The sequence below is a fragment of the Streptomyces sp. NPDC037421 genome (assembly GCF_055602105.1).
The window spans coordinates 87,210-105,827 of record NZ_JBVJWV010000013.1; the positions used below are offsets into that span (position 1 = coordinate 87,210).

Consider the following 18,618-nt stretch of genomic DNA (forward strand, 5'->3'; position numbering starts at 1 on the left):
CAGGAACGGAGCGAGGAATCTCGATGAAGGATCTGATCACGTTGGGGCGCGCCGTCGTCCCCGAGAACAGAGTGGACACACCCCCGGAACGGTTCGGGGAGGCCGAGTTCGCTTACGTCGAGACGATCATCTACGCGGACCCGGACGAGATCCTCGCGATGCTCCGGACGCTGAAGGCCGAGAACTTCATCGGCCTTCCCTCGTGGGCCCGCAACCTGGCCTACCGGATCGTCTGCCTCCAGCGACCGGACGACGCGGCCGTGCTGCGCGAGGCGGCCGAGGACCTCTTCGCCTTCGCGGACTGGGACGAGATCGCGGAGGAGCTGGTGGCGCGCGCCGACCGCCTGGATCCGCCGGGAGCGCCTCACAGCCGGTGACCATCACGGGAAGCGGCCCGCACCCCAAGGGGGTGCGGGCCGCTTCCCGTGCCGGGACTACTACTCCGCCGGGCCGACGTAGTTCTTCAGGCCCGGGACGGTGAGGTTGCCGCCGAACTGGCCGGCCTGGACGACCTTGACGTTCGTGAAGAACGCGAAGGGGACGTTCACGGGCGGCGGGGTCTTCGGGGTGAACTCGACCGGGATGAGCCCGAAGAGGTTGCCCTTGAGGCTTTCGGTGTACATCGTCACCTTCGCGCCCCGGATCGTGGACGTGGAGCCCGGCCGCGACTTCAGGTGGGCGATGTTGGGCCCCGTGCCCACGGTCTGGTAGAGGTCCTTGATGTCCAGCGAGTCCGCCGTGAACTTCAGGACCTTCTTGACCTTGCCGCCCGCCGTCTTCACCTCCACGATGCCCTCGTAGTCGAGGCCGTAGAGGGTCAGCAGCGAGCTGTCCAGGTACCAGGGCTCGTCCGGCAGGAGCGGGATGCCGGGCTCCAGCTTGGCGTTGGCGAAGGCCTCGGCGTCGAAGGTCGGGCAGGGGAAGGGCTGCTTCCCGTTCGGGTCCGTCGTCGCCGACGTCGAGGGAGAAGGGCTCGGCGAGGCCTTCTCCCCGTCCTTGGCCGTCTTTCCCGTCTCGTCCTTCGGGGTCTTGACGGTGTCCTTGACGTCCTGGGGCAGTTCCTCGACCTTGACGCCCGCCTTCTTCGCGGCGTCGCGGATCGCGTCGGCCGTCGGGTCGGCGGTCTTGGTGGCGCTCGGGGTGGGCGCGGGCGCCGGGGTGGCCGGCTTCTTCGCGTCCTGGAGGGGCTTGCCGAGTCCGTCCACGAGGTCCTTGAGGGCGTCGCCGACGCCCAGCGGGTCCAGCGGGTTCGCCGGCTTGGCGGCCGGGGCCGACGCCGACTGGGACGGGGAGGCACTCGCCTTCGGGGTCCCGGGCTGCTTGGCGGACGGGGAGGCCGAGGGGCTCGCCGTCGGCTTCGGGGCCTTGCTCGCGCCCGGGGACGGGCTCGCACCGGGTGAGGAGGAGACCGAGGGCGACGGCGACGTCGATGTGGACGTCGACGGCGTCGGCGAGGCCGACTGCGTGGGCTCGTCGGACCGGGTCACGCACGGGCCGGGCGCGAAGGGGATGTCCTTGTCGTCGGCCAGCGCCATCTTCGGGGCGATGCCCATCCCGACGAAGACCGCCGTCGGCATCGCCGCGAGCGCCATCGTCTTGCCGACGGGTATCTGGATCTTGTTCAGCAGTGACTTCCTGGGCGCCGCGTGGCGCGGGCCCCTTCTCACACGGGGCTCGGCACCGGGGGCCACGCCCCGCTGAGTCTCGTCACCCGGCACTGTTCCTCCCGCCATCGGCGTGGGCAGTCGTCTCGGTCGCGTACGGCGCTTGCGTGTCACGGGGGTGGGGAACCCCCAGGAGGCCGCCGGTGAAGTCCTCGGCCTTGGCGGCGTCGGCCTCCTCGGGATCCTCCTCCGCCGGCTTTCCCGGAGCCCAGGCCAGGGCGAGCGCTCCGCCGAGGAGGGAGAACAGGAAACCGAAGAAGAAACCGCCCAGGTTGGACACCGGCAGAGAAACCAGGGCCAGCAGGATCGAGGCGACACCCGCGAACACCCGGATGCCCTGCTGGAACCACAGGGCGATGCCCAGGGTGATCAGCAGGATGCCGATGATCAGCGAGCCCGCGCCGGCGGTCGTGGCCATGGCGATGGTGACGTTGCCCAGCCGGAGGTCCGCGTAGGGGAAGTAGGCGATCGGAACGCCGCCCAGGGACGTGAAGAGACCCGCCCAGAAGGGACGGCTGCCCCGCCAGGCGCGGAAACGGTGGTGCACGACGGTGAGCCAGTGGTCGTCTGCGGCGCGAACCGGGGCCTCGGGGTTCATGGACAACAGCTCCCTGGAAACGGTGGTACGGAGAACTCTGTGGAGCCCGGACGGGCGCACGGCGGCCGCTGCCGCCGGCCGCCCGCCCGGTCACCTCACAGGACTGAAGCGGCTTACTTCTCGTCCTGGTAGCACGGCTCGTTGCCGCTGATCAGGCGCAGCTTGAGGTCGGGCAGCGTGAAGGTGCCCGCCGTCGTCGCCCAGGCCTTCTGACGGACCTTCGTCAGCACGGCCTTCTTGGCGCGCTGCGAGAACAGGGCGTTGTTCGACACCGTGTTGGCCTGAGGCCCGGTCGGGTGCGTGTCGTCCTTCGCGTCGCCCACCGCGACACCGATGTCCAGGTCGGTGAACGTGGCGTCGGTGTCGAGCTCGGCGACGTCCAGGTAGATGTTGTGCGCGACGGCGGGCGTGCCCTTGTGGCCGGTGCGCAGCTGCATCGTGATCGGGCCGAGGCCCGGGACCGGGGTGACCAGGGACTGGCACATGTTGGTGATCTCGGCACGACGGAACCCGGAGATGGTGACCGCGTGCTTCGCGGGCTTGCCGTCCAGGCCCTTGCCCTCGGCGACGCTGCCGTACTGGAGCAGGTCGTCACCGTCGAGCTTGTCGGCCGACACCTTGAAGTCCTGGCCGGAAACGCTGAAGGACGCCGCGAGGGCACCCTGCGCCAGACCCACACCGACTGCGGCGGTGGCCGCCATGCTGGGCACCATGACGAGCGCGAAGCGCTTCCATCTGGTTCCGCCACGAACCTGTGAACTCATCTTGTTCCTCCTTCTCGGACGTACATCTCCGGTCCGGGCCGGGAGGCCCGTCCTGGGATGGGAGAAGTGCTACGTCCTCGGGAAGGAGCGCAGGCGGCCGAGCCGCGGCGCAGCCGCGTCCGATACACCGGCGTTCACCCCCGAGCGACAACCACTGGGCCACGCGTTCGCGCAACCTGGAGGACAGGCCCTGCCGGTGTGGCAGAGACCCCCCTGTCCACGGCCGGTGCCACTGCCACCGGCCGGCCCGGTGGGGACCCTCCGCCGCGGTTCCGGGTGAGCGGTTCTGCGGGAAGGACCGAGCGTCGCCGATCGTGGTCCATTCCCGGCCGGGGCACAAGGGGGTTCGTTACTGGCGGGTAACGGCTGGATAACCGGAGTCTTGCCCGGTGCCGTCGGGCGGCCACACAGGGTGTCACCCTGGGCCACGACAGAAGGGGTGAAGAACGAACCAACCGGACAGTTCACGGGGTTCGATTTACTGCGAGTAACAGCGGCCGCGATTACCAAGTTTTGGCAAAACGCGGCCGCTGTTTATCTCCGTGTCAACAAAACGCCGGTGGCGGCATACGCAACCGGAGTACGGCTAGAACAGCACCCGGGCCAGCGCCGTACGGGCCGCCGAGACCCGCGGGTCGTCCGCGCCGATCACCTCGAACAGCTCCAGCAGCCGGACCCGTACCGCGTCCCGGTCGTCACCGAAGGTCACCCGGACGGTGTCCACCAGGCGCCCGAAGGCGTCCGCCACGTGCCCGCCCGCGAGGTCCAGGTCGGCCGCCGCCATCTGAGCGGCCGGGTCCTTCGGCTTCGCGGCCGCCTCGGCGCGCACCGCCTGCGGGTCCATGTGCTGCACCCGGGACAGCAGCTCGGCCTGGGCCAGACCCAGCTTCGCTTCGGTGTTCGCCGGGTCGTCGGCCAGTACGTTCTTGTACGCCTGCACCGCACCGCCCAGATCGCCCGCGTCCAGCGCGACGACGGCCGCCTCCAGCAGCGCGTCGTACGGACCGGCCGGAACCTCGGCGGGGGCCGCCGGGGCGCCCTCGGCGTCGGCGTCGACCTGGAGTCCGGTGAGCCCGAAGCGCTCCTCGGCGACCTGGACCAGCTGGGCCAGGGTCTCGCGGATCTGCTGCTCGGGCGCCACGCCCTGGAACAGCGGCAGCACCTGGCCGGCGACCACGGCGAAGACCGCCGGGATGCCCTGGATGCCGAACTGCTGCATCAGCATCTGGTTGGCGTCGACGTCGATCTTCGCCAGTACGAAACGGCCGTTGGCCTCGACGGCGAGGCGCTCCAGCAGCGGGCCGAGCTGCTTGCAGGGCTCGCACCACTCGGCCCAGAAGTCGAGGACGACCGGAACCTCATTGGAGAGCTGGAGCACGTCGCGCTCGAAGCCCGCCTCGGATACGTCGATGACGAGGGCGGACGATGGTACGGCGCCGCCGGGCGCGCTGCCCGCGCCGCCGCCCTGCCGGGCCGCGTCGTTGCGCGCCTGCTCGGCCTTGGCCTTGGCTTCGCCGGCCGCCTTCACAGCGGCGAGGTCGACGACGCCGCTCATGGACATGTTTCTGGGCTGCATGCGTACATCCTCCCCCCTGTGCGCGCGCCGACGAAAAGGATCCCGAAAGATCGTCCTGCGTTGTGCGTTGTTCGGCGCCGGGTCCCCACCTGGCGCCAGTAGCTTCGCGTGGTTGCCGCTCTTACGCTACGAGCCGTAGCGTAACTCCCCCGGAGCCCGCGCGCCCCGTGATCTGAACCACAGCGAACAGGCCCCCGCCGGTTCCCCTACCGGCGGGTATGGTCTCGGCCATGCGCAACCCCAGCCCCGGTGTCAGCTCCCCGCACGGCCGTCCCGGCCGCCCCCGCAGCGCGGCCGCCGACACCGCGATCCTCGCGGCGACCCGGGACGCGCTGGTGGAGCTGGGCTGGTCGAAGCTGACGATGGGGGACGTCTCGGCCCGCGCCGGGGTCGCGAAGACCACCCTCTACCGGCGCTGGGCCGGCAAGAACGAGCTGGTCGTGGACGCCGTCGCCGAGCTGTTCGACGAGCTGGAGCTGCCGGACCGCGGCTCGCTCGAAGCCGACATCGAGGACGTGGTGCTCCAGTTCGCGCGGCTGCTGCGGCGCCCGGAGGCGCGTACGGCCCTGATGGCCGTGGTCGCGGAGTCCACCCGGGACGAGGCGCTGCGGGACCGGATCCGGTCGGCGATCGTGGACCGGCAGAAACGTCTCGTCGTACTGGGCCGCGAACGGGCACAGGCCCGGGGCGAACTCCCGCCCGAGGAGGACGCGGCCCTGGCCCGCCACACCACGGACCTGATCTTCGACGTGATCGCGGGCACGGTGGTGCACCGGGCACTGGTGAGCTGCGAGCCGGTGGACGAACTGTGGGCGGGTGCCTTCACCGCCCTCCTGATGCACGGCCTCCAGGGCGCGGCCCGCGCCTGACGAACGGGAAGGGCGGTCGCGCCCGCCGCCGCAGGGCGGGCACGACCGGCCTTCCACCGGTTCCCCGCGGGGCTAGAACCCCGCCGGCTCGGTGTAGACGCCCCACTCGTCGCGCAGGACGTTGCAGATCTCGCCGAGCGTGGCCTCGGCGCGCACCGCGTCCAGCATGGCGGGGATCATGTTCGACCCGTCCCGGGCGGCGTCCAGCATCGCCTTCAGCGAGGCCGTCACCTTGGCGTCGTCGCGGCGCTCCTTGCGGGCGGCCAGGGCACGGACCTGCTCGCGCTCCACCTCGTGGCTGACCCGGAGGATCTCCAGGTCGCCGGTGACGGAGCCGTGGTGGACGTTGACGCCGACGACCCGCTTGTCGCCCTTCTCCAGGGAGCGCTGGTACTGGAAGGCCGACTCGGCGATCTCGCCGGTGAACCAGCCGTCCTCGATGCCGCGCAGGATGCCGGAGGTGATCGGCCCGATGGGGTGCCGGCCGTCCGGGTGGGCGCGCAGGCCGCGCTCCTTGATCTGGTCGAAGATCTTCTCGGCGTCGGCCTCGATGCGGTCGGTGAGCTGCTCGACGTACCAGGAACCGCCCAGCGGGTCGGCGACGTTGGCGACGCCGGTCTCCTCCATCAGCACCTGCTGCGTGCGCAGCGCGATCTCGGCGGCCTGCTCGCTGGGGAGGGCGAGGGTCTCGTCGAGGGCGTTGGTGTGCAGGGAGTTGGTGCCGCCGAGGACGGCCGCGAGGGCCTCGACCGCGGTGCGCACGACGTTGTTGTACGGCTGCTGCGCGGTGAGGGAGACGCCGGCGGTCTGGGTGTGGAAGCGCAGCCACATGGCCTTGTCCGACTTCGCCCCGTAGACCTCCTTCATCCAGCGGGCCCAGATGCGGCGGGCGGCGCGGAACTTGGCGATCTCCTCGAAGAAGTCGAGGTGCGCGTCGAAGAAGAAGGAGAGGCCGGAGGCGAAGTGGTCCACGTCCAGGCCACGGGAGAGGCCGAGCTCCACGTAGCCGAAGCCGTCGGCCAGGGTGTAGGCGAGCTCCTGCGCGGCCGTCGCCCCGGCCTCGCGGATGTGGTAGCCGGAGACGGAGAGCGGCTTGTAGGCGGGGATGCCGCCCGCGCAGTACTCCATGAGGTCGCCGATGAGGCGCAGGTGCGGCTCGGGTTCGAAGAGCCACTCCTTCTGGGCGATGTACTCCTTGAAGATGTCGGTCTGGAGCGTGCCGTTGAGCACGGCCGGGTCGACGCCCTGGCGCTCGGCGGCGACCAGGTACATGCAGAAGGCGGGCACGGCGGGGCCGCTGATGGTCATGGAGGTGGTGACGTCGCCGAGCGGGATGTCCTTGAAGAGGACCTCCATGTCGGCGGCGGAGTCTATGGCGACGCCGCAGTGGCCGACCTCGCCGAGCGCCCGCGGGTCGTCGGAGTCGCGGCCCATCAGGGTCGGCATGTCGAAGGCGACGGAGAGCCCGCCGCCGCCGGCGGCCAGGATCATCTTGTAGCGCTCGTTGGTCTGCTCGGCGTTGCCGAAGCCGGCGAACTGCCGGATGGTCCAGGTCCGGCCGCGGTAGCCGGTGGCGTGCAGACCGCGGGTGAAGGGGTACTCCCCCGGCCAGCCGATGCGCTCGAACCCCTCGTAGGAGTCGCCGGGGCGGGGCCCGTAGACGGGGTCGACGTCATCTCCGGAGAGCGTCGTGAAATCGGCCTCGCGCTTGCGGGCCTTGTCATACCGGGCCTGCCAGCGGCGGCGGCCCTCCTCGATGGCGTCAGCGTCCATACCCATGAATTTACTAGGACGTCCTAGTAAATGTCGATGGCAAACCCCCGGGGAGTCTCCCCGGGGGTGTCCGGATCCGGTCGGACCCCAGCCCCGCTCAGGCCTTGGCGGTCGCCATGCCGTCGGTGACCAGCGGCTCGACCTCGGCGCGGATGCCGCGCTCGACGAAGAAGGCGGCCAGCGGGATGGTCCCCGAGACCAGCACCCACAGCAGCTTGCCGAACGGCCACTTCGCCTTGGAGCCCAGGTCGAAGGCGAAGACCAGGTAGATCATGAAGAGCACGCCGTGGACCTGCGAGACCGCGAGGGTCAGGCCGGCGCCGGTGTCGAAGCCGTACTTCGCCACCATGCAGGCACAGAGGATCAGGAGCATGACCGCGGTCACGTAGGCCATGACGCGGTAGCGGGTCAGCACGCTTCGTTTCATGGCGTCGAGCCTAACCGTCCGTTTTGCGCGATCTTGACGCGGCCCCGGCTGCCGGCCCGGCTCCGTGACTCAGTTCTCCTCGAAGTCCGCCGCGGCCACCCGCAGCGGGCGCAGCAGCGCGAAGATCTCCGCGCACTCCTCCGAGTCGTACACGCCGAGGCCGAAGTCGACCGCCATCAGGTCCTTCGTCGCCGCCTCGACCACCTCGCGGCCCTTCGCCGTGATCGACGCGAGCGTGCCGCGGCCGTCCTGCGGGTTGGGGCGCTTGTCGACCAGGCCGGACCTCACGAGCCGGTCCACGGTGTTCGTCACCGAGGTCGGGTGGACCATCAGGCGCTCGCCGATCTTCGACATCGGCAGCTCGCCCGCCTGGGAGAAGGTGAGCAGCACGAGCGCCTCGTACCGGGCGAAGGTCAGCCCGTACGGCTTCACCACCGCGTCCACCTCGGCCAGCAGGATCTGGTGCGCGCGCATGATGGAGGTGATCGCCGCCATCGACGGCACGGGACCCCAGCGCTGACGCCAGAGCTCGTCGGCGCGGGCGATGGGGTCGAAGGGGAGGCTGAGCGGCTTGGGCATCCACCAGACCCTACCGGGCGGTCATTTGACCGCGAGCCCCGTCTCATCCCTCGACCGCCGCACTTCGGCCAGGAGCAGTACGACGACCGCGGTGCCGAGCGCACCGGACCCGGCGACGACGACGTGCGCCGGGAGGAACTCGGCTGCGGCACCGGCGAGGGCCATGCCGACTCCCTGGAAGGTCATCAGGCCCGTGCCCAGCAGGGTCATCGCCCGTCCGCGCAGCTCGTCGGGGACGGCGTCCACGTACATCCGGTCCAGCCCGAGGGTGTAGGCGTTCGCCAGCCCGGCGAGCAGCAGCGCCGCCAGGACCACGGCCGGGCCGGGGCGGACGGCGAACAGCAGCAGCGGGAGCGGGGAGGCGGCGGCCAGCGGCGCCGTGATCCGCGAACGCGTTCGGGCGGTGAGCGCCGACCCCGCCCAGAGTTCACCCGCGACGGTGCCGACGGGCAGCGCGCACATCAGCACCCCCAGGGTGACGGTCCCGGCCCCGACGCCCTCGGTGTACGGGGCGAGCAGCGCCTCCGGTACGACGGCGAAGGCGGGCGGCAGCCAGCACAGCAGGGTGAGCGCCCGCAGCCGGCGCCCGCCGAGGACGGCCCGCAGCCCGCCGAGCGGGGATTCGCGTACGGCGGGACCGGCGGCGGCGCGGGCGGGCCGGGCCCGGGTGCCCAGGCGCAGCAGCAGCGCGGAGGCCAGGAACCCGGCGGCGGTCAGCGCGAGCGCCGCGCGCGGGGAGACGGCGGCCAGCAGCAGGCCGCCGAGGCCGAAACCGGCGAGCTGGGCGCTCTGCGCGACCATCCGCAGCAGCGAGCGGCCGAGTACGAAGGCCTCGCCGGTCCCCAGGACGTCGGTGAGGGAGGCGCTGCGGGCGCCCTGGAAGAGGGGGGCCACGAAGGCCATGGCGCAGCGCAGTACGAGGATCCCCGCGACCGGCGTCCCCGGCCAGACCATGCCGGCCGCGCAGGCGGCGCACAGCAGGTCGCACCCGACGAGCACCCGCCGGGCGGGGTACCGGTCGGCGAGCGGGGCGAGCAGGGTGCCGCCGAGGGCGTACGGCAGGAAGCCGAGGGCGAAGGTGAGCGCGCTCATCAGGGGGGAGCCGGTGGCGCGGTAGACGAGGACGGTGAGGGAGATCTCGGCGACGACGACGCCGAGCAGGGACAGCAGGTGCGCGGCGAAGACGGCGCGGAACTCGCGGACGCGGAACACGGGGCGGTACCCCGGGCCGGGGTCCCCGGCCGCCGGGGTGATGGTCGCGTTGTCGGTGGGCATGGCCCGAACCCTGGCGGGGCTAGGCTGACCGGCCGAGAGATTCGCCCCAGTCCGAATCCGCGGCCCCGCCGGGAGGTGACGCCCCATGGCATTCCACTACCGGTTCGGGCCGGCCGACCTGCTCCGGTGCCGGTTCGCGGTCTCTCCGCTCTGGGAGACGCAGGAGGCCGTACGGGTCCTGCTGCGCCCGCACCGGCAGGCGTACCACCTGCCCTGGCTGAGCCGGGTCCGGTCCGCCGCGGCCGGCCTGGACCTGCGTCCGCTGTGGCTGCTGATGCCGAGGAAGGGGCACAACCCGGACCTGCTGAGCCCGGCCCCGGCCGGCCCGTCCGTCACCTTCGCGGAGGAGCTGGCCCGGGTGCGGGCGGCGGCCGGTGACCCGGAGGCGGCCCGCGAGGACCTGCGGCGGGCGCTGGTCTGCACCCCGGGGGCGGTGGACGGCGACATCGGGCGGCGGATGCTGGCGGATCCCGCGCGGGCGGTGGGGGAGCTGGCCGATCTGTACGAGCGGGCCTGGGCGCTGCTGATCGCCCCGCACTGGGCCCGGCTGCGGGCCCTGCTGGAGGCGGACGTGCTGTTCCACTCCCGCCGACTGGCGGCGGGCGGGCTCCAGGCGCTCCTCGACGGGCTCCACCCGGACCTGCGCTGGTACGGGGAGGAGCAGACCCTGACCATCGAGCGCCCGTCCCACCACGACCGCGAACTCGGCGGGCAGGGGCTGCTGCTGATGCCGAGCGCCTTCGTCTGGCCGGAGGTGGTCGGCGGCTTCGACCCGCCGTGGCAGCCGGCACTGGTGTACCCGGCCCGGGGCATCGGCGCGCTGTGGACGGCCGCGGCGGGTCCGGCCCCGCGGGCCCTCGCGGGGCTGCTGGGGCGGGCCCGGGCGGAGGTGCTGTGCGCCCTGCACGAGCCCGCCTCGACCACAGCCCTCGCTCACCGGCTGGGCCTGGCCCCCTCGACGGTGTCGGCACACCTGAAGGCCCTGCGGGCGGCGGGGCTGCTGCTCGCGTTCCGCCAGGGCCGCCAGGTCCTGTACGAGCGCACCCCCCTGGGCATCGCCCTGACCTCCGGCTCCGCCGACTGACCCCGCCCGCTGCGCCGGACTGGCCCCCTACCCGCCCTACCCTCCCCCAGACTCCGTCCGGGGGACCCCCAGCCCGTCGGCGTTTGAGGCGCGGGTCCGGGGGCGGAGCCCCCGGGGAACGGGCGAAGGGCGGGCCGGGGACCTCGCCCCGCGCAGCGGCCCCCGCACCCGCCAGGCGGCGGAGTCAGCCTCGGGTTCCCCGCCGCAGGCCGTGCCGGACGGCTCGCTGCGTCAGCGGACCGAGGCCCTCCAGGACGCCGGCCAGCGCGGCCAGCTGCTCCAGGGCGTCCAGCGCCCGCCCGGCGCCCTCCGGGTCCACGCCCTCGTACAGCTCGATGCCGACGAACGACGCGGCCGTGGCCCGGGCCAGCCCCGCCGGGTCGGCGAACCCGGCCAGCGGGGTCGCCGCCAGCAGCCGCCCCAGCACCGCCTCCAGCTCCTCGATCCACAGGCCCAGCCCCGCGGCGGTCGCCGCCGCCAGGGAGGGCGAGTTCTGCCCGGCCGCGAGCAGCTGCCCGAGCATGGCGACGTACCCGGCGGCCCGCTCCTCGGCGTGCATCTCCCGGGCGAACTCCAGCAGCTCGGGCAGGCTGCCCAGCGCGGCGAGCCGGTCGCGGTAGCGGTCGACCCGCTGCTCGGCGCCGTACCGGCAGGCGGCGGCAAGCAGCTCGTCCACGGAGCCGAAGTGGTAGAAGATCAGCCCCTGCCCCACCCCGGCGGTGGCCGCGATGGTCCGGGCCGAGGCCTTGGCGATGCCCTGCTCGACGAGGGTGCGCAGGGCCCCTTCGAGGAGCTTCTCCCTGGTTGCCGCACTCGCCGCACTCGCCGCGCTCACGCCCGGACCTCCTCGCGGACGGGCCGCAGGTCGCCGCGGACCCCGTGCGCGCGGGCGTCGACGTACTCGGCGGTGAAGGAGCCCTCGTACCCGAAGAGCGGCCCGAAGCGGCGGTTGACCACCCGTACCCGGATCCGGAACCGGCCGGTGGCGTCGTCGAAGGACTCCCGCACCTCGGCGTCGCCGCCGATCAGCTCGGGCACGCGGACGTCCACGGGGCCCTCGCGGAAGCGGTGCTCGCCGGAGCGGATGAGCAGCGAGCCGTCGGGCTCGGCGCTCATGTGCAGGTCGCTGGCGAGGTGCTGGTGGGTGCCCAGGTAGTCGAGGACGCAGTCGCGTTCGGGGCTGTGGACCATCGTGGCGTCGAACCGGCGCGGCCCGTCCGGGAGCTGGAAGGTCCGTACGAAGGTGACGGTCTCCCGCCCGAAGGAGTCGGCGTAGGGCAGGTTCTCGATCACGAAGGGGATGTTGCGCCCCTCGCGAGGCACCAGGATGTTGCGGGTCCCGCCGAGCCGGAGGAAGGGCTTCACGAAGCTGCGGCCGTGCCAGATCCGCTCCATGGTGCCCCGGCCGACGCAGCCCTCCCCGCTGTCCAGGCCGACGGAGAAGCGGCGCTGGATCTGCGGGTGCAGACGGTCGAAGCCGGCGCCCATGTGGGCCCGGAAGATGGAGGTCACGACGGCTCCAGGGTGGTCAGCAGGCGGGGGGCGGGGGCGGCGGTGCGGCCGGGCGGCGTGCGCAGGCAGCGGCGGGCGGCCGGGGTGCCGGGCAGCGGCGGCAGCAGCAGCGCGGCGGCGACGGCGGGCAGGGCGGCGGCTGGCGGGGCGTACGCCAGGGCGGCGGCGCAGAGCAGCGCGCGCAGGGCGGTCTCCGCGAGGGCCCGGGCGAGCGCACGGCCGGGCGGGGTGCCGCGTTCGCACCACAGCCGCAGCCGGTCGAAGGACCACGCGGTGCCCCAGCCCATGAGGGGACGGAACACCAGCCGGTCGGCGAGGGCCCCGAAGCGGCCCCAGCGCGGCCGGTAGTCGTAGCCGGTGAGGAAGCGGATCCCGTCGGGGCCCGGGACGTAGCGCCAGTACCCGCTGCCCTCGGCGAGCAGGGACAGCGGATGGCCCGAGGCGAAGCGCAGGGCCGAGACCCTGGTCCCGTCGGGGCGGTGGCGTTCACCGGCGGAGATCCCGGTGCCGGCGACGGAGAGGAAGGGCAGTACGCGGGTGGCGTAGCGGAAGCGCTGGGGCTCGCCCTCGGCGCGCGGGAGGTAGTCGATGGAGGTGAACCTCAGGTCCCACCGCTGGTGCTGCGCCGGGTCCTGGCTGCGCTCCCAGAGCTCGTCCATCCCGGCGCGGATCACCGTTTCGACGTACAGGCCCATCGCCACCTCCCCCTCCTCCATTTGAGCGGTCGCTCAAAAAGGAAGGTAGGCGATTTTGAGCGGTCGCTCAATGACTTGAGCGACCGCTCAATCGTGAGCCCGGCCACACCCGGACGGGTCCCGGGCATGCGAAAAGCGCCCCCCGCCGGCGGGCGGGGGGCGCTTTTCGGAGGGGCTTCGGAATCAGTGCGGGCGGACGGCTCAGCCCTCGGCGAGGTGCCGCTCCACCGTCTCCGCCTTCGAGGTGATGCCGTCGGTGACGCCGGGCCGGATGTCGGCCTTCAGGACGAAGGAGACCCGGGGCGCCCGCTCCTCGACGGCGGCCACGGCGCGGCGCACCACGTCCATGACCTCGCCCCACTCGCCTGAACGCGCTCACCTCTGAGCACATGAACCGGTGAGCGGGGAACCTGCGTGCCGAGGCGCGGGCAGCGCTCGGGGCACATCGCTCTTGGCCGGGCGTAATACGCGTCATACACTCCACGTGTGGCCAAGACCAGGATCAGCATCAGCCTTGAGGAGCACCAGGCCGACCGCATCAAGCGGCATGCCGAACGGGCCGGCCTGGATGTCTCCGCGTACCTCGTGCACGCGGCAACACGGCAGATGGCCGAGACCGAGGCCATAGAGGATCAGTTCGCGAGCGTGGACGCCATCATCGCAGCGGCCGAGGCCGAGGCCGCAGGTCTGTCTTCGGAGGCCGTCACGCCGGTCGGCGAGTTGACCGAGCAGGAGCAACAGGAGGTCGAATCCGCCCTCGACCTCGTCTACGGGCCGGACCGAGCCGGTGCCCGCCCCGGAGAGGCCGCGTGAACGTGCGGGTCCCTGTCTACGACACGGGGATGCTGATCGCCCTGGCGGGCCGCAAGGCCAAGCCGGCCCGCCTGCATGAAGCACTGAAGGCCACCCCGCACCGGGCGGTGGTTCTCGGGCCGGTGCTGGCCCAGGTATGGCGCCCGAATCCGGCACTCGTGCACGCACTGGGCACCGCCCTCAGAGACTGCACGGTGCCGCAGGCGCGCAGCTCGGCGCCGCCGATGCGCGAAACCAGGGCGGGCCGGCCTGAGTGCATCGCCTGCGCGACGGGCTTCGACCTGGCTGACTGGCACCGAATCGGCACCGTCCTGGGTCAGGCCCGACTCCCACCGAAGAAACGGCCCGACGCGGTGGATGCCTGCGTCGCCCTGGCCGCCACGAAGCACGGCAGTGCGGTGATCTTTACCAGTGATCCGGAGGACATCGCCGCTTATCTGGCGGTGCTGAATCCGCCGGATGTGCACGTCCACGCCGTGTGAGCGTGTCAGCCCTCGGCGAGGTGCCGTTCCACGGTCTCGACCTTCGAGGTGATTCCGTCGGTGACACCGGGACGGATGTCCGCCTTGAGGATGAAGGAGACCCGGGGCGCCCGCTCCTCCACGGCCGCCACCGCGCGCTTGACCACGTCCATCACTTCATTCCACTCGCCCTCGACGGTGGTGAACATGGCGTCGGTGCGGTTCGGCAGCCCGGACTCGCGTACGACGCGGACCGCGTCGGCCACGTACTCGCCGACCTCTTCACCGACCCCCAGCGGGGTCACCGAGAACGCGACGATCACGCGTCCGCCGCCTGGCGCGCGCGGGCGGCGATGACGCTGTCGGTCTCGTCGCGCTTGAGCAGCTTGTCGCCGTAGAGGCCGCCGAAGGGCAGCAGCGCGAGGACGAAGAACAGGGCGACCTTCTTGACCGGCCACTTCGCCTTGTTCCAGACGTCCAGCAGGAAGATCGCGTAGATGACGAACAGGATCCCGTGCAGGATGCCCAGCGGCATCATGAGGTAGTCGATGTCCGATACCCGGCTCAGCAGCGAGCCGAAGATCAGCAGGGCCGGGAACGACAGCGCCTCCGGGACGGAGATGAGGCGCAGCCGGTGCAGGGCGGAAGCGGTCTTGATGTCCACGTGGAACCTTCGGGGCCGGGTACCTGGGGTCCGTCCCAGTGTCTCAGCCGCCCTCCGCGATCTTCCCGCGGGGCCCCGGATCCGTCGAAGCCCGGCGATTGTGGCGGATATCGGCCCACCAGACCCTGTTCGCCCCGGCCCGCTGCCGATACCTTCATCCCCGTGGCTCAGTTCAGACTCCAAGGCAGCAAGGTGCTCGCCGTCGACCTGACCGGTGACGCCGTGAAAGCGAAGAACGGCGCCATGGTCGCGTACGACGGCCAGATGGCCTTCAAGAAGATGACCGGCGGTGGCGAAGGCCTCCGCGGAATGGTGACCCGCCGGCTGACCGGCGAACAGATGACCGTGATGGAGGTACAGGGGCACGGCACCTGCTACTTCGCCGACCGCGCGAGCGAGATCAACCTCGTGAACCTGCGCGGCGAGAAGCTCTACGTCGAGTCCAGCAACCTGCTGTGCACCGACGCCGGCCTGCGCACCGGCACGACCTTCACCGGTCTGCGCGGCGCCACCACGGGCAACGGGCTCTTCACGACGACCGTCGAGGGATCCGGCCAGGCGGCGATCATGTCGGACGGGCCGGCGGTGGTGCTGCGCGTCAGCTCCCAGTACCCGCTGTCGGTCGACCCGGGCGCGTACATCGCGCACACCGGCAACCTCCAGCAGTCCTTCCAGTCAGGGGTCAACTTCCGCACCCTGATCGGCGAGGGCTCCGGCGAGGCGTTCCAGATCCGCTTCGAGGGCGAGGGCCTGGTGTACGTCCAGCCGAGCGAGCGCAACACCGTCGGGGGTGACATCTGATGCCGTTCCGCGAGATCAACTCGAAGATGGTCGAGGCCCAGGTGGTCCCCGGCCAGAAGATGTACAGCCAGCGCGGGGCGATGCTCGCCTACCGGGGCGAGGTCTCCTTCACCCCGAGCAGCACCGGCGGCCAGGGCGGCGTCATGGGCATGATCGGGCGCCGGGTGGCGAACGAGCAGACCCCGCTGATGACGGTCGAGGGCAGCGGCACCGTGATGTTCGGCCACGGCGGCCACCACATCCAGGTGATCAACCTCCAGGGCGAGACCCTGTACGTCGAGGCCGACCGGCTGCTCGCCTTCGACGGCACCCTCCAGCAGGGCACGATGTTCATGGGCTCGCAGGGCGGCGTCATGGGCATGGTGCGCGGCCAGGTGACCGGCCAGGGCCTGTTCACCACCACCCTGAAGGGCCACGGCGCGGTCGCCGTGATGGCCCACGGCGGAGTCATCGAGCTCCCCATCACCCCGAACCGGCCGGTCCACGTCGACCCGCAGGCGTACGTGGCCCACCACGGGGACGTCCGCAACAAGCTCTCCACCGCGCTCGGCTGGCGGGACATGGTGGGGCGCGGCTCGGGAGAGGCGTTCCAGCTGGAGCTTTCCGGCCAGGGCGCGGTCTACGTACAGGCCTCTGAGGAGAAGCTGTGAACTTTGGCCCCGTGACCGGCGGGCCAGGCGGCCCGACGGTGTTCGACCCGCACAGCCTGCCCTCCGACGACAACGTGAACGCGTACACCTTCTGCGTGGAGCTCAAGGGGAGCCAGTGGTTCCTGCAGAAGGGCAAGATGATCGCCTACTACGGGCGCATCGAGTTCAACGGCATCGGCAACGGCCGCTTCGACCGCCTGCTGCGCACCAGCTTCCACTCGCCGCTGCACGCCAGTGACTGGGTGGTGGCCGAGGGGCAGGGCAAGATGCTGCTGGCCGACCGGGCCTTCGACGTGAACTCGTACGACCTGGACGAGGGCAACCTGACCATCCGGTCGGGGAACCTGCTGGCGTACGAGCCCTCGCTCGCGCTCAAGCAGTCGATCGTCCCGGGCTTCCTGACCTTGATCGGAACCGGGAAGTTCGTCGCGGCGTCCAATGGACCGGTGGTGTTCATGGAGCCGCCGCTGCGTGTCGACCCGCAGGCGCTGGTGGGCTGGGCCGACTGCCCCTCCCCCTGCCACCACTACGACCACGGCTACATGTCGGGCGTGATGGGCGGGCTGCGCTCGCTGACCGGCATCGGCGGCACCTCGGGCGAGGAGCACCAGTTCGAGTTCGTCGGCGCGGGCACGGTCCTGCTGCAGTCGACCGAGCTGCTGATGGCCGAGCAGTCGGTGGGCGCGGTGGGCGCCGGGGCGGCCGCGGGCAACGCCCAGGGCGTTCCGGGGGCCGGCCAGGGTCCGCTGGGGCAGCTGGGCGTGCCCCGGATGCCGGGACAGCTGGGCGATCTCCAGCGGCGCTTCGGGCTGTGAGGCCCGCAGCCCGCACCACCAGAATCCGATGTTCCTATTTTTGTACGTAATTCAACTTCTTAGGTAGAGTTCTTTCATGGAGACGATGGAGACCGAGACGGCCACCCGCTGGCTTACCGACGCCGAACAGTGCGCCTGGCGCACCCACCTGGACGTCAGCAGACTGCTGATGCACCAGCTGGAAAAGGATCTCCAGCCCTTCGGACTCACCAACAACGACTACGAGATCCTGGTGAACCTCTCGGAGTCGGAAGGCCTGCGGATGCGCATGAGCGACCTGGCCACCGCCACGCTCCAGTCCAAGAGCCGGCTCTCCCACCAGATCACCCGCATGGAGACAGCGGGCCTGGTCCGCCGGGTGAACTGCGAGTCCGACCGCCGCGGCCTGTACGCGGTCCTCACGGACGAGGGCATGGAGACCATGCGCAAGGTCGCCCCGCACCACGTGGCGTCCGTCCGCGAGCACTTCATCGACCTGCTGCCGCCGGAGGCCCTCCAGGCGCTGCGCGAGTCGCTGCGCCCGGTCGCGGAGCACCTGCGCGGCAACCGCGGCAAGATCTGAGCGCGCGCCGCGGACGCGGGAAAGGGCGGGGAGCCGAGGCTCCCCGCCCTTTCCCGCGTCCCGCGCCCCTCAGCCCTCGGTCAGGCTGTCCAGCAGCGCGTCCGCGGCCGCGTAGGGGTCCAGCTCGCCGGCCGCCACCCGGGCCGCCAGCGCGTCCAGGTGCGCGTCCCCGTGCAGGTCGGCCAGGCGCCCCCGCAGTGCGGTGATCGCGATGGTCTCCACCTCCCGCGCCGCCCGCGCCGCCCGGCGCTCGGCCAGCACCCCGCGCTCGTCCATCCACGCCCGGTGCTTCTCCAGCGCCTCGACCAGCTCGTCGATGCCCTGTCCGCGCGCCGCGACCGTCTTGACGATCGGCGGCCGCCAGTCGCCGGGACCGCGGGTCTCGCCCAGGCCCAGCATGTGGTTCAGCTCCCGGGCGGTGGCGTCCGCGCCGTCCCGGTCCGCCTTGTTCACCACGTACACGTCGCCGATCTCCAGGATCCCCGCCTTGGCGGCCTGGATCCCGTCGCCCATGCCCGGAGCCAGCAGCACCACCGAGGTGTCGGCCTGCGAGGCGATCTCCACCTCGGACTGCCCGACGCCGACCGTCTCGACGAGGATCACGTCGCAGCCGGCCGCGTCCAGCACCCGGATCGCCTGCGGAGCCGCCCACGCCAGCCCGCCCAGGTGACCGCGGGTGGCCATGGAGCGGATGTAGACCCCGGGGTCGGACGCGTGGTCCGACATCCGGACCCGGTCGCCGAGCAGCGCCCCGCCCGAGAAGGGCGAGGACGGGTCGACCGCGAGCACGCCGACCCGCTTGCCGGCCGCGCGGTAGGCCGAGACCAGCGCCGACGTCGAGGTCGACTTCCCGACCCCCGGGGAGCCGGTCAGCCCGACCACGTACGCGCCGCCGGTCAGGGGGGCCAGGGCGGCCATCACCTCGCGCAGTTGCGGGGACGCCCCCTCGACCAGTGAGATCAGCCGGGCCACTGCCCGCGGCCGGCCCTCACGGGCCTGCGCCACCAGCGTGGGGACGTCCACCGTCGCCATGCGC

General features: G+C 71.8%; 23 protein-coding genes and 1 pseudogene. 9 read left to right on the top strand and 15 right to left on the bottom strand.

Translation table 11 applies throughout. The features are described from left to right. The first annotated feature begins 23 nt into the window (after window positions 1–23). Entirely contained in the window at window positions 24–377 is a 354-nt protein-coding gene (locus tag ACZ7IF_RS20490; protein ID WP_470973088.1) for a hypothetical protein, read from the top strand. Window positions 378–437: 60 nt separating this feature from the next. Here ACZ7IF_RS20490 and ACZ7IF_RS20495 read toward each other — a convergent pair whose 3' ends face one another. From ACZ7IF_RS20495 to ACZ7IF_RS20510, 4 genes are all read right to left on the bottom strand, one after another. Then, a complete protein-coding gene (locus ACZ7IF_RS20495) occupies window positions 438–1,718 on the bottom strand; it encodes a hypothetical protein (RefSeq protein ID WP_470973090.1) in 1,281 nt (426 codons plus the stop codon). Beyond that, on the bottom strand, window positions 1,708–2,262 hold the full coding sequence (locus ACZ7IF_RS20500) for a DUF6114 domain-containing protein (RefSeq protein ID WP_470973092.1): 555 nt from the start codon (window positions 2,260–2,262) through the stop codon (window positions 1,708–1,710). Before ACZ7IF_RS20500 ends, ACZ7IF_RS20495 begins: the two co-directional genes overlap by 11 nt. A 113-nt stretch (window positions 2,263–2,375) precedes the next feature. Beyond that, complete coding sequence (locus ACZ7IF_RS20505) at window positions 2,376–3,026, bottom strand: DUF6230 family protein (protein ID WP_470973094.1); 651 nt, start codon at window positions 3,024–3,026, stop codon at window positions 2,376–2,378. Window positions 3,027–3,612: 586 nt separating this feature from the next. Continuing rightward, a complete protein-coding gene (locus ACZ7IF_RS20510; protein WP_470973096.1) occupies window positions 3,613–4,602 on the bottom strand; it encodes a tetratricopeptide repeat protein in 990 nt (329 codons plus the stop codon). Between the two features lie 230 nt (window positions 4,603–4,832). Here ACZ7IF_RS20510 and ACZ7IF_RS20515 point away from each other — a divergent pair, with 230 nt between their 5' ends. Further along, a complete protein-coding gene (locus tag ACZ7IF_RS20515; protein ID WP_470973098.1) occupies window positions 4,833–5,471 on the top strand; it encodes a TetR/AcrR family transcriptional regulator in 639 nt (212 codons plus the stop codon). A 72-nt stretch (window positions 5,472–5,543) separates the two neighbouring features. On the opposite strand, the gene ACZ7IF_RS20520 is transcribed toward ACZ7IF_RS20515, so the two are convergent. The 4 genes from ACZ7IF_RS20520 to ACZ7IF_RS20535 form a co-directional block, all read right to left on the bottom strand. Continuing rightward, a complete protein-coding gene (locus ACZ7IF_RS20520; protein WP_470973100.1) occupies window positions 5,544–7,244 on the bottom strand; it encodes an acyl-CoA mutase large subunit family protein in 1,701 nt (566 codons plus the stop codon). 97 nt (window positions 7,245–7,341) lie between these two features. Then, window positions 7,342–7,671: a DUF3817 domain-containing protein gene (locus ACZ7IF_RS20525; protein ID WP_362459597.1), complete on the bottom strand. Its 330-nt coding sequence runs from the start codon at window positions 7,669–7,671 to the stop codon at window positions 7,342–7,344. 69 nt (window positions 7,672–7,740) lie between these two features. Further along, on the bottom strand, window positions 7,741–8,250 hold the full coding sequence (locus ACZ7IF_RS20530; RefSeq protein WP_470973102.1) for a MarR family winged helix-turn-helix transcriptional regulator: 510 nt from the start codon (window positions 8,248–8,250) through the stop codon (window positions 7,741–7,743). A gap of 21 nt (window positions 8,251–8,271) precedes the next feature. Further along, window positions 8,272–9,525 carry an MFS transporter gene (locus tag ACZ7IF_RS20535; protein ID WP_470973105.1) on the bottom strand — a complete coding sequence of 418 codons (1,254 nt, stop codon included), beginning with the start codon at window positions 9,523–9,525 and terminating at the stop codon, window positions 8,272–8,274. A gap of 85 nt (window positions 9,526–9,610) precedes the next feature. Between ACZ7IF_RS20535 and ACZ7IF_RS20540 the strand changes: the two genes are divergently transcribed. Then, a complete protein-coding gene (locus ACZ7IF_RS20540; protein ID WP_470973107.1) occupies window positions 9,611–10,609 on the top strand; it encodes a DUF5937 family protein in 999 nt (332 codons plus the stop codon). Between the two features lie 184 nt (window positions 10,610–10,793). Here ACZ7IF_RS20540 and ACZ7IF_RS20545 read toward each other — a convergent pair whose 3' ends face one another. The 4 genes and pseudogenes from ACZ7IF_RS20545 to ACZ7IF_RS20560 form a co-directional block, all read right to left on the bottom strand. Further along, window positions 10,794–11,444: a TetR/AcrR family transcriptional regulator gene (locus tag ACZ7IF_RS20545; RefSeq protein ID WP_470973110.1), complete on the bottom strand. Its 651-nt coding sequence runs from the start codon at window positions 11,442–11,444 to the stop codon at window positions 10,794–10,796. Next, entirely contained in the window at window positions 11,441–12,121 is a 681-nt protein-coding gene (locus ACZ7IF_RS20550) for a DUF4166 domain-containing protein (protein WP_470973112.1), read from the bottom strand. The genes ACZ7IF_RS20545 and ACZ7IF_RS20550 overlap by 4 nt, the downstream gene beginning before the upstream one ends. Next, entirely contained in the window at window positions 12,118–12,816 is a 699-nt protein-coding gene (locus tag ACZ7IF_RS20555) for a hypothetical protein (protein ID WP_470973282.1), read from the bottom strand. Before ACZ7IF_RS20555 ends, ACZ7IF_RS20550 begins: the two co-directional genes overlap by 4 nt. Before the next feature lie 201 nt (window positions 12,817–13,017). Further along, window positions 13,018–13,182: pseudogene (locus ACZ7IF_RS20560) on the bottom strand (thiamine-binding protein); the annotation flags it as partial. Between the two features lie 120 nt (window positions 13,183–13,302). Between ACZ7IF_RS20560 and ACZ7IF_RS20565 the strand changes: the two are divergent. Both ACZ7IF_RS20565 and ACZ7IF_RS20570 read left to right on the top strand, forming a co-directional pair. After that, window positions 13,303–13,629 (top strand): hypothetical protein, encoded by a 327-nt coding sequence (locus tag ACZ7IF_RS20565; RefSeq protein ID WP_470973115.1) that lies wholly within the window; start codon window positions 13,303–13,305, stop codon window positions 13,627–13,629. Window positions 13,630–13,658: 29 nt separating this feature from the next. After that, window positions 13,659–14,111: a hypothetical protein gene (locus tag ACZ7IF_RS20570; RefSeq protein WP_470973117.1), complete on the top strand. Its 453-nt coding sequence runs from the start codon at window positions 13,659–13,661 to the stop codon at window positions 14,109–14,111. Window positions 14,112–14,116: 5 nt separating this feature from the next. On the opposite strand, the gene ACZ7IF_RS20575 is transcribed toward ACZ7IF_RS20570, so the two are convergent. Both ACZ7IF_RS20575 and ACZ7IF_RS20580 read right to left on the bottom strand, forming a co-directional pair. Next, window positions 14,117–14,413, bottom strand: a complete 297-nt coding sequence (locus tag ACZ7IF_RS20575) for an MTH1187 family thiamine-binding protein (RefSeq protein ID WP_470973119.1) — start codon at window positions 14,411–14,413, stop codon at window positions 14,117–14,119. Then, complete coding sequence (locus ACZ7IF_RS20580) at window positions 14,410–14,754, bottom strand: DUF3817 domain-containing protein (RefSeq protein WP_267032597.1); 345 nt, start codon at window positions 14,752–14,754, stop codon at window positions 14,410–14,412. The genes ACZ7IF_RS20575 and ACZ7IF_RS20580 overlap by 4 nt, the downstream gene beginning before the upstream one ends. Window positions 14,755–14,916: 162 nt before the next feature. On the opposite strand from ACZ7IF_RS20580, the gene ACZ7IF_RS20585 reads away from it, so the two are divergent. From ACZ7IF_RS20585 to ACZ7IF_RS20600, 4 genes are all read left to right on the top strand, one after another. After that, window positions 14,917–15,555, top strand: coding sequence for an AIM24 family protein (locus tag ACZ7IF_RS20585; RefSeq protein ID WP_470973121.1), 639 nt, complete (start codon window positions 14,917–14,919; stop codon window positions 15,553–15,555). Next, complete coding sequence (locus ACZ7IF_RS20590; RefSeq protein ID WP_470973123.1) at window positions 15,555–16,205, top strand: AIM24 family protein; 651 nt, start codon at window positions 15,555–15,557, stop codon at window positions 16,203–16,205. The genes ACZ7IF_RS20585 and ACZ7IF_RS20590 overlap by 1 nt, the downstream gene beginning before the upstream one ends. An 11-nt stretch (window positions 16,206–16,216) precedes the next feature. Then, window positions 16,217–17,020 (top strand): AIM24 family protein, encoded by an 804-nt coding sequence (locus ACZ7IF_RS20595; RefSeq protein WP_470973125.1) that lies wholly within the window; start codon window positions 16,217–16,219, stop codon window positions 17,018–17,020. Between the two features lie 85 nt (window positions 17,021–17,105). Further along, complete coding sequence (locus tag ACZ7IF_RS20600) at window positions 17,106–17,582, top strand: MarR family winged helix-turn-helix transcriptional regulator (protein ID WP_405983000.1); 477 nt, start codon at window positions 17,106–17,108, stop codon at window positions 17,580–17,582. 69 nt (window positions 17,583–17,651) lie between these two features. Here the strand turns inward: ACZ7IF_RS20600 and meaB are convergent, their stop codons facing one another. Next, window positions 17,652–18,614: a methylmalonyl Co-A mutase-associated GTPase MeaB gene (meaB, locus tag ACZ7IF_RS20605; RefSeq protein ID WP_470973127.1), complete on the bottom strand. Its 963-nt coding sequence runs from the start codon at window positions 18,612–18,614 to the stop codon at window positions 17,652–17,654. Between the last annotated feature and the right edge of the window lie 4 nt (window positions 18,615–18,618).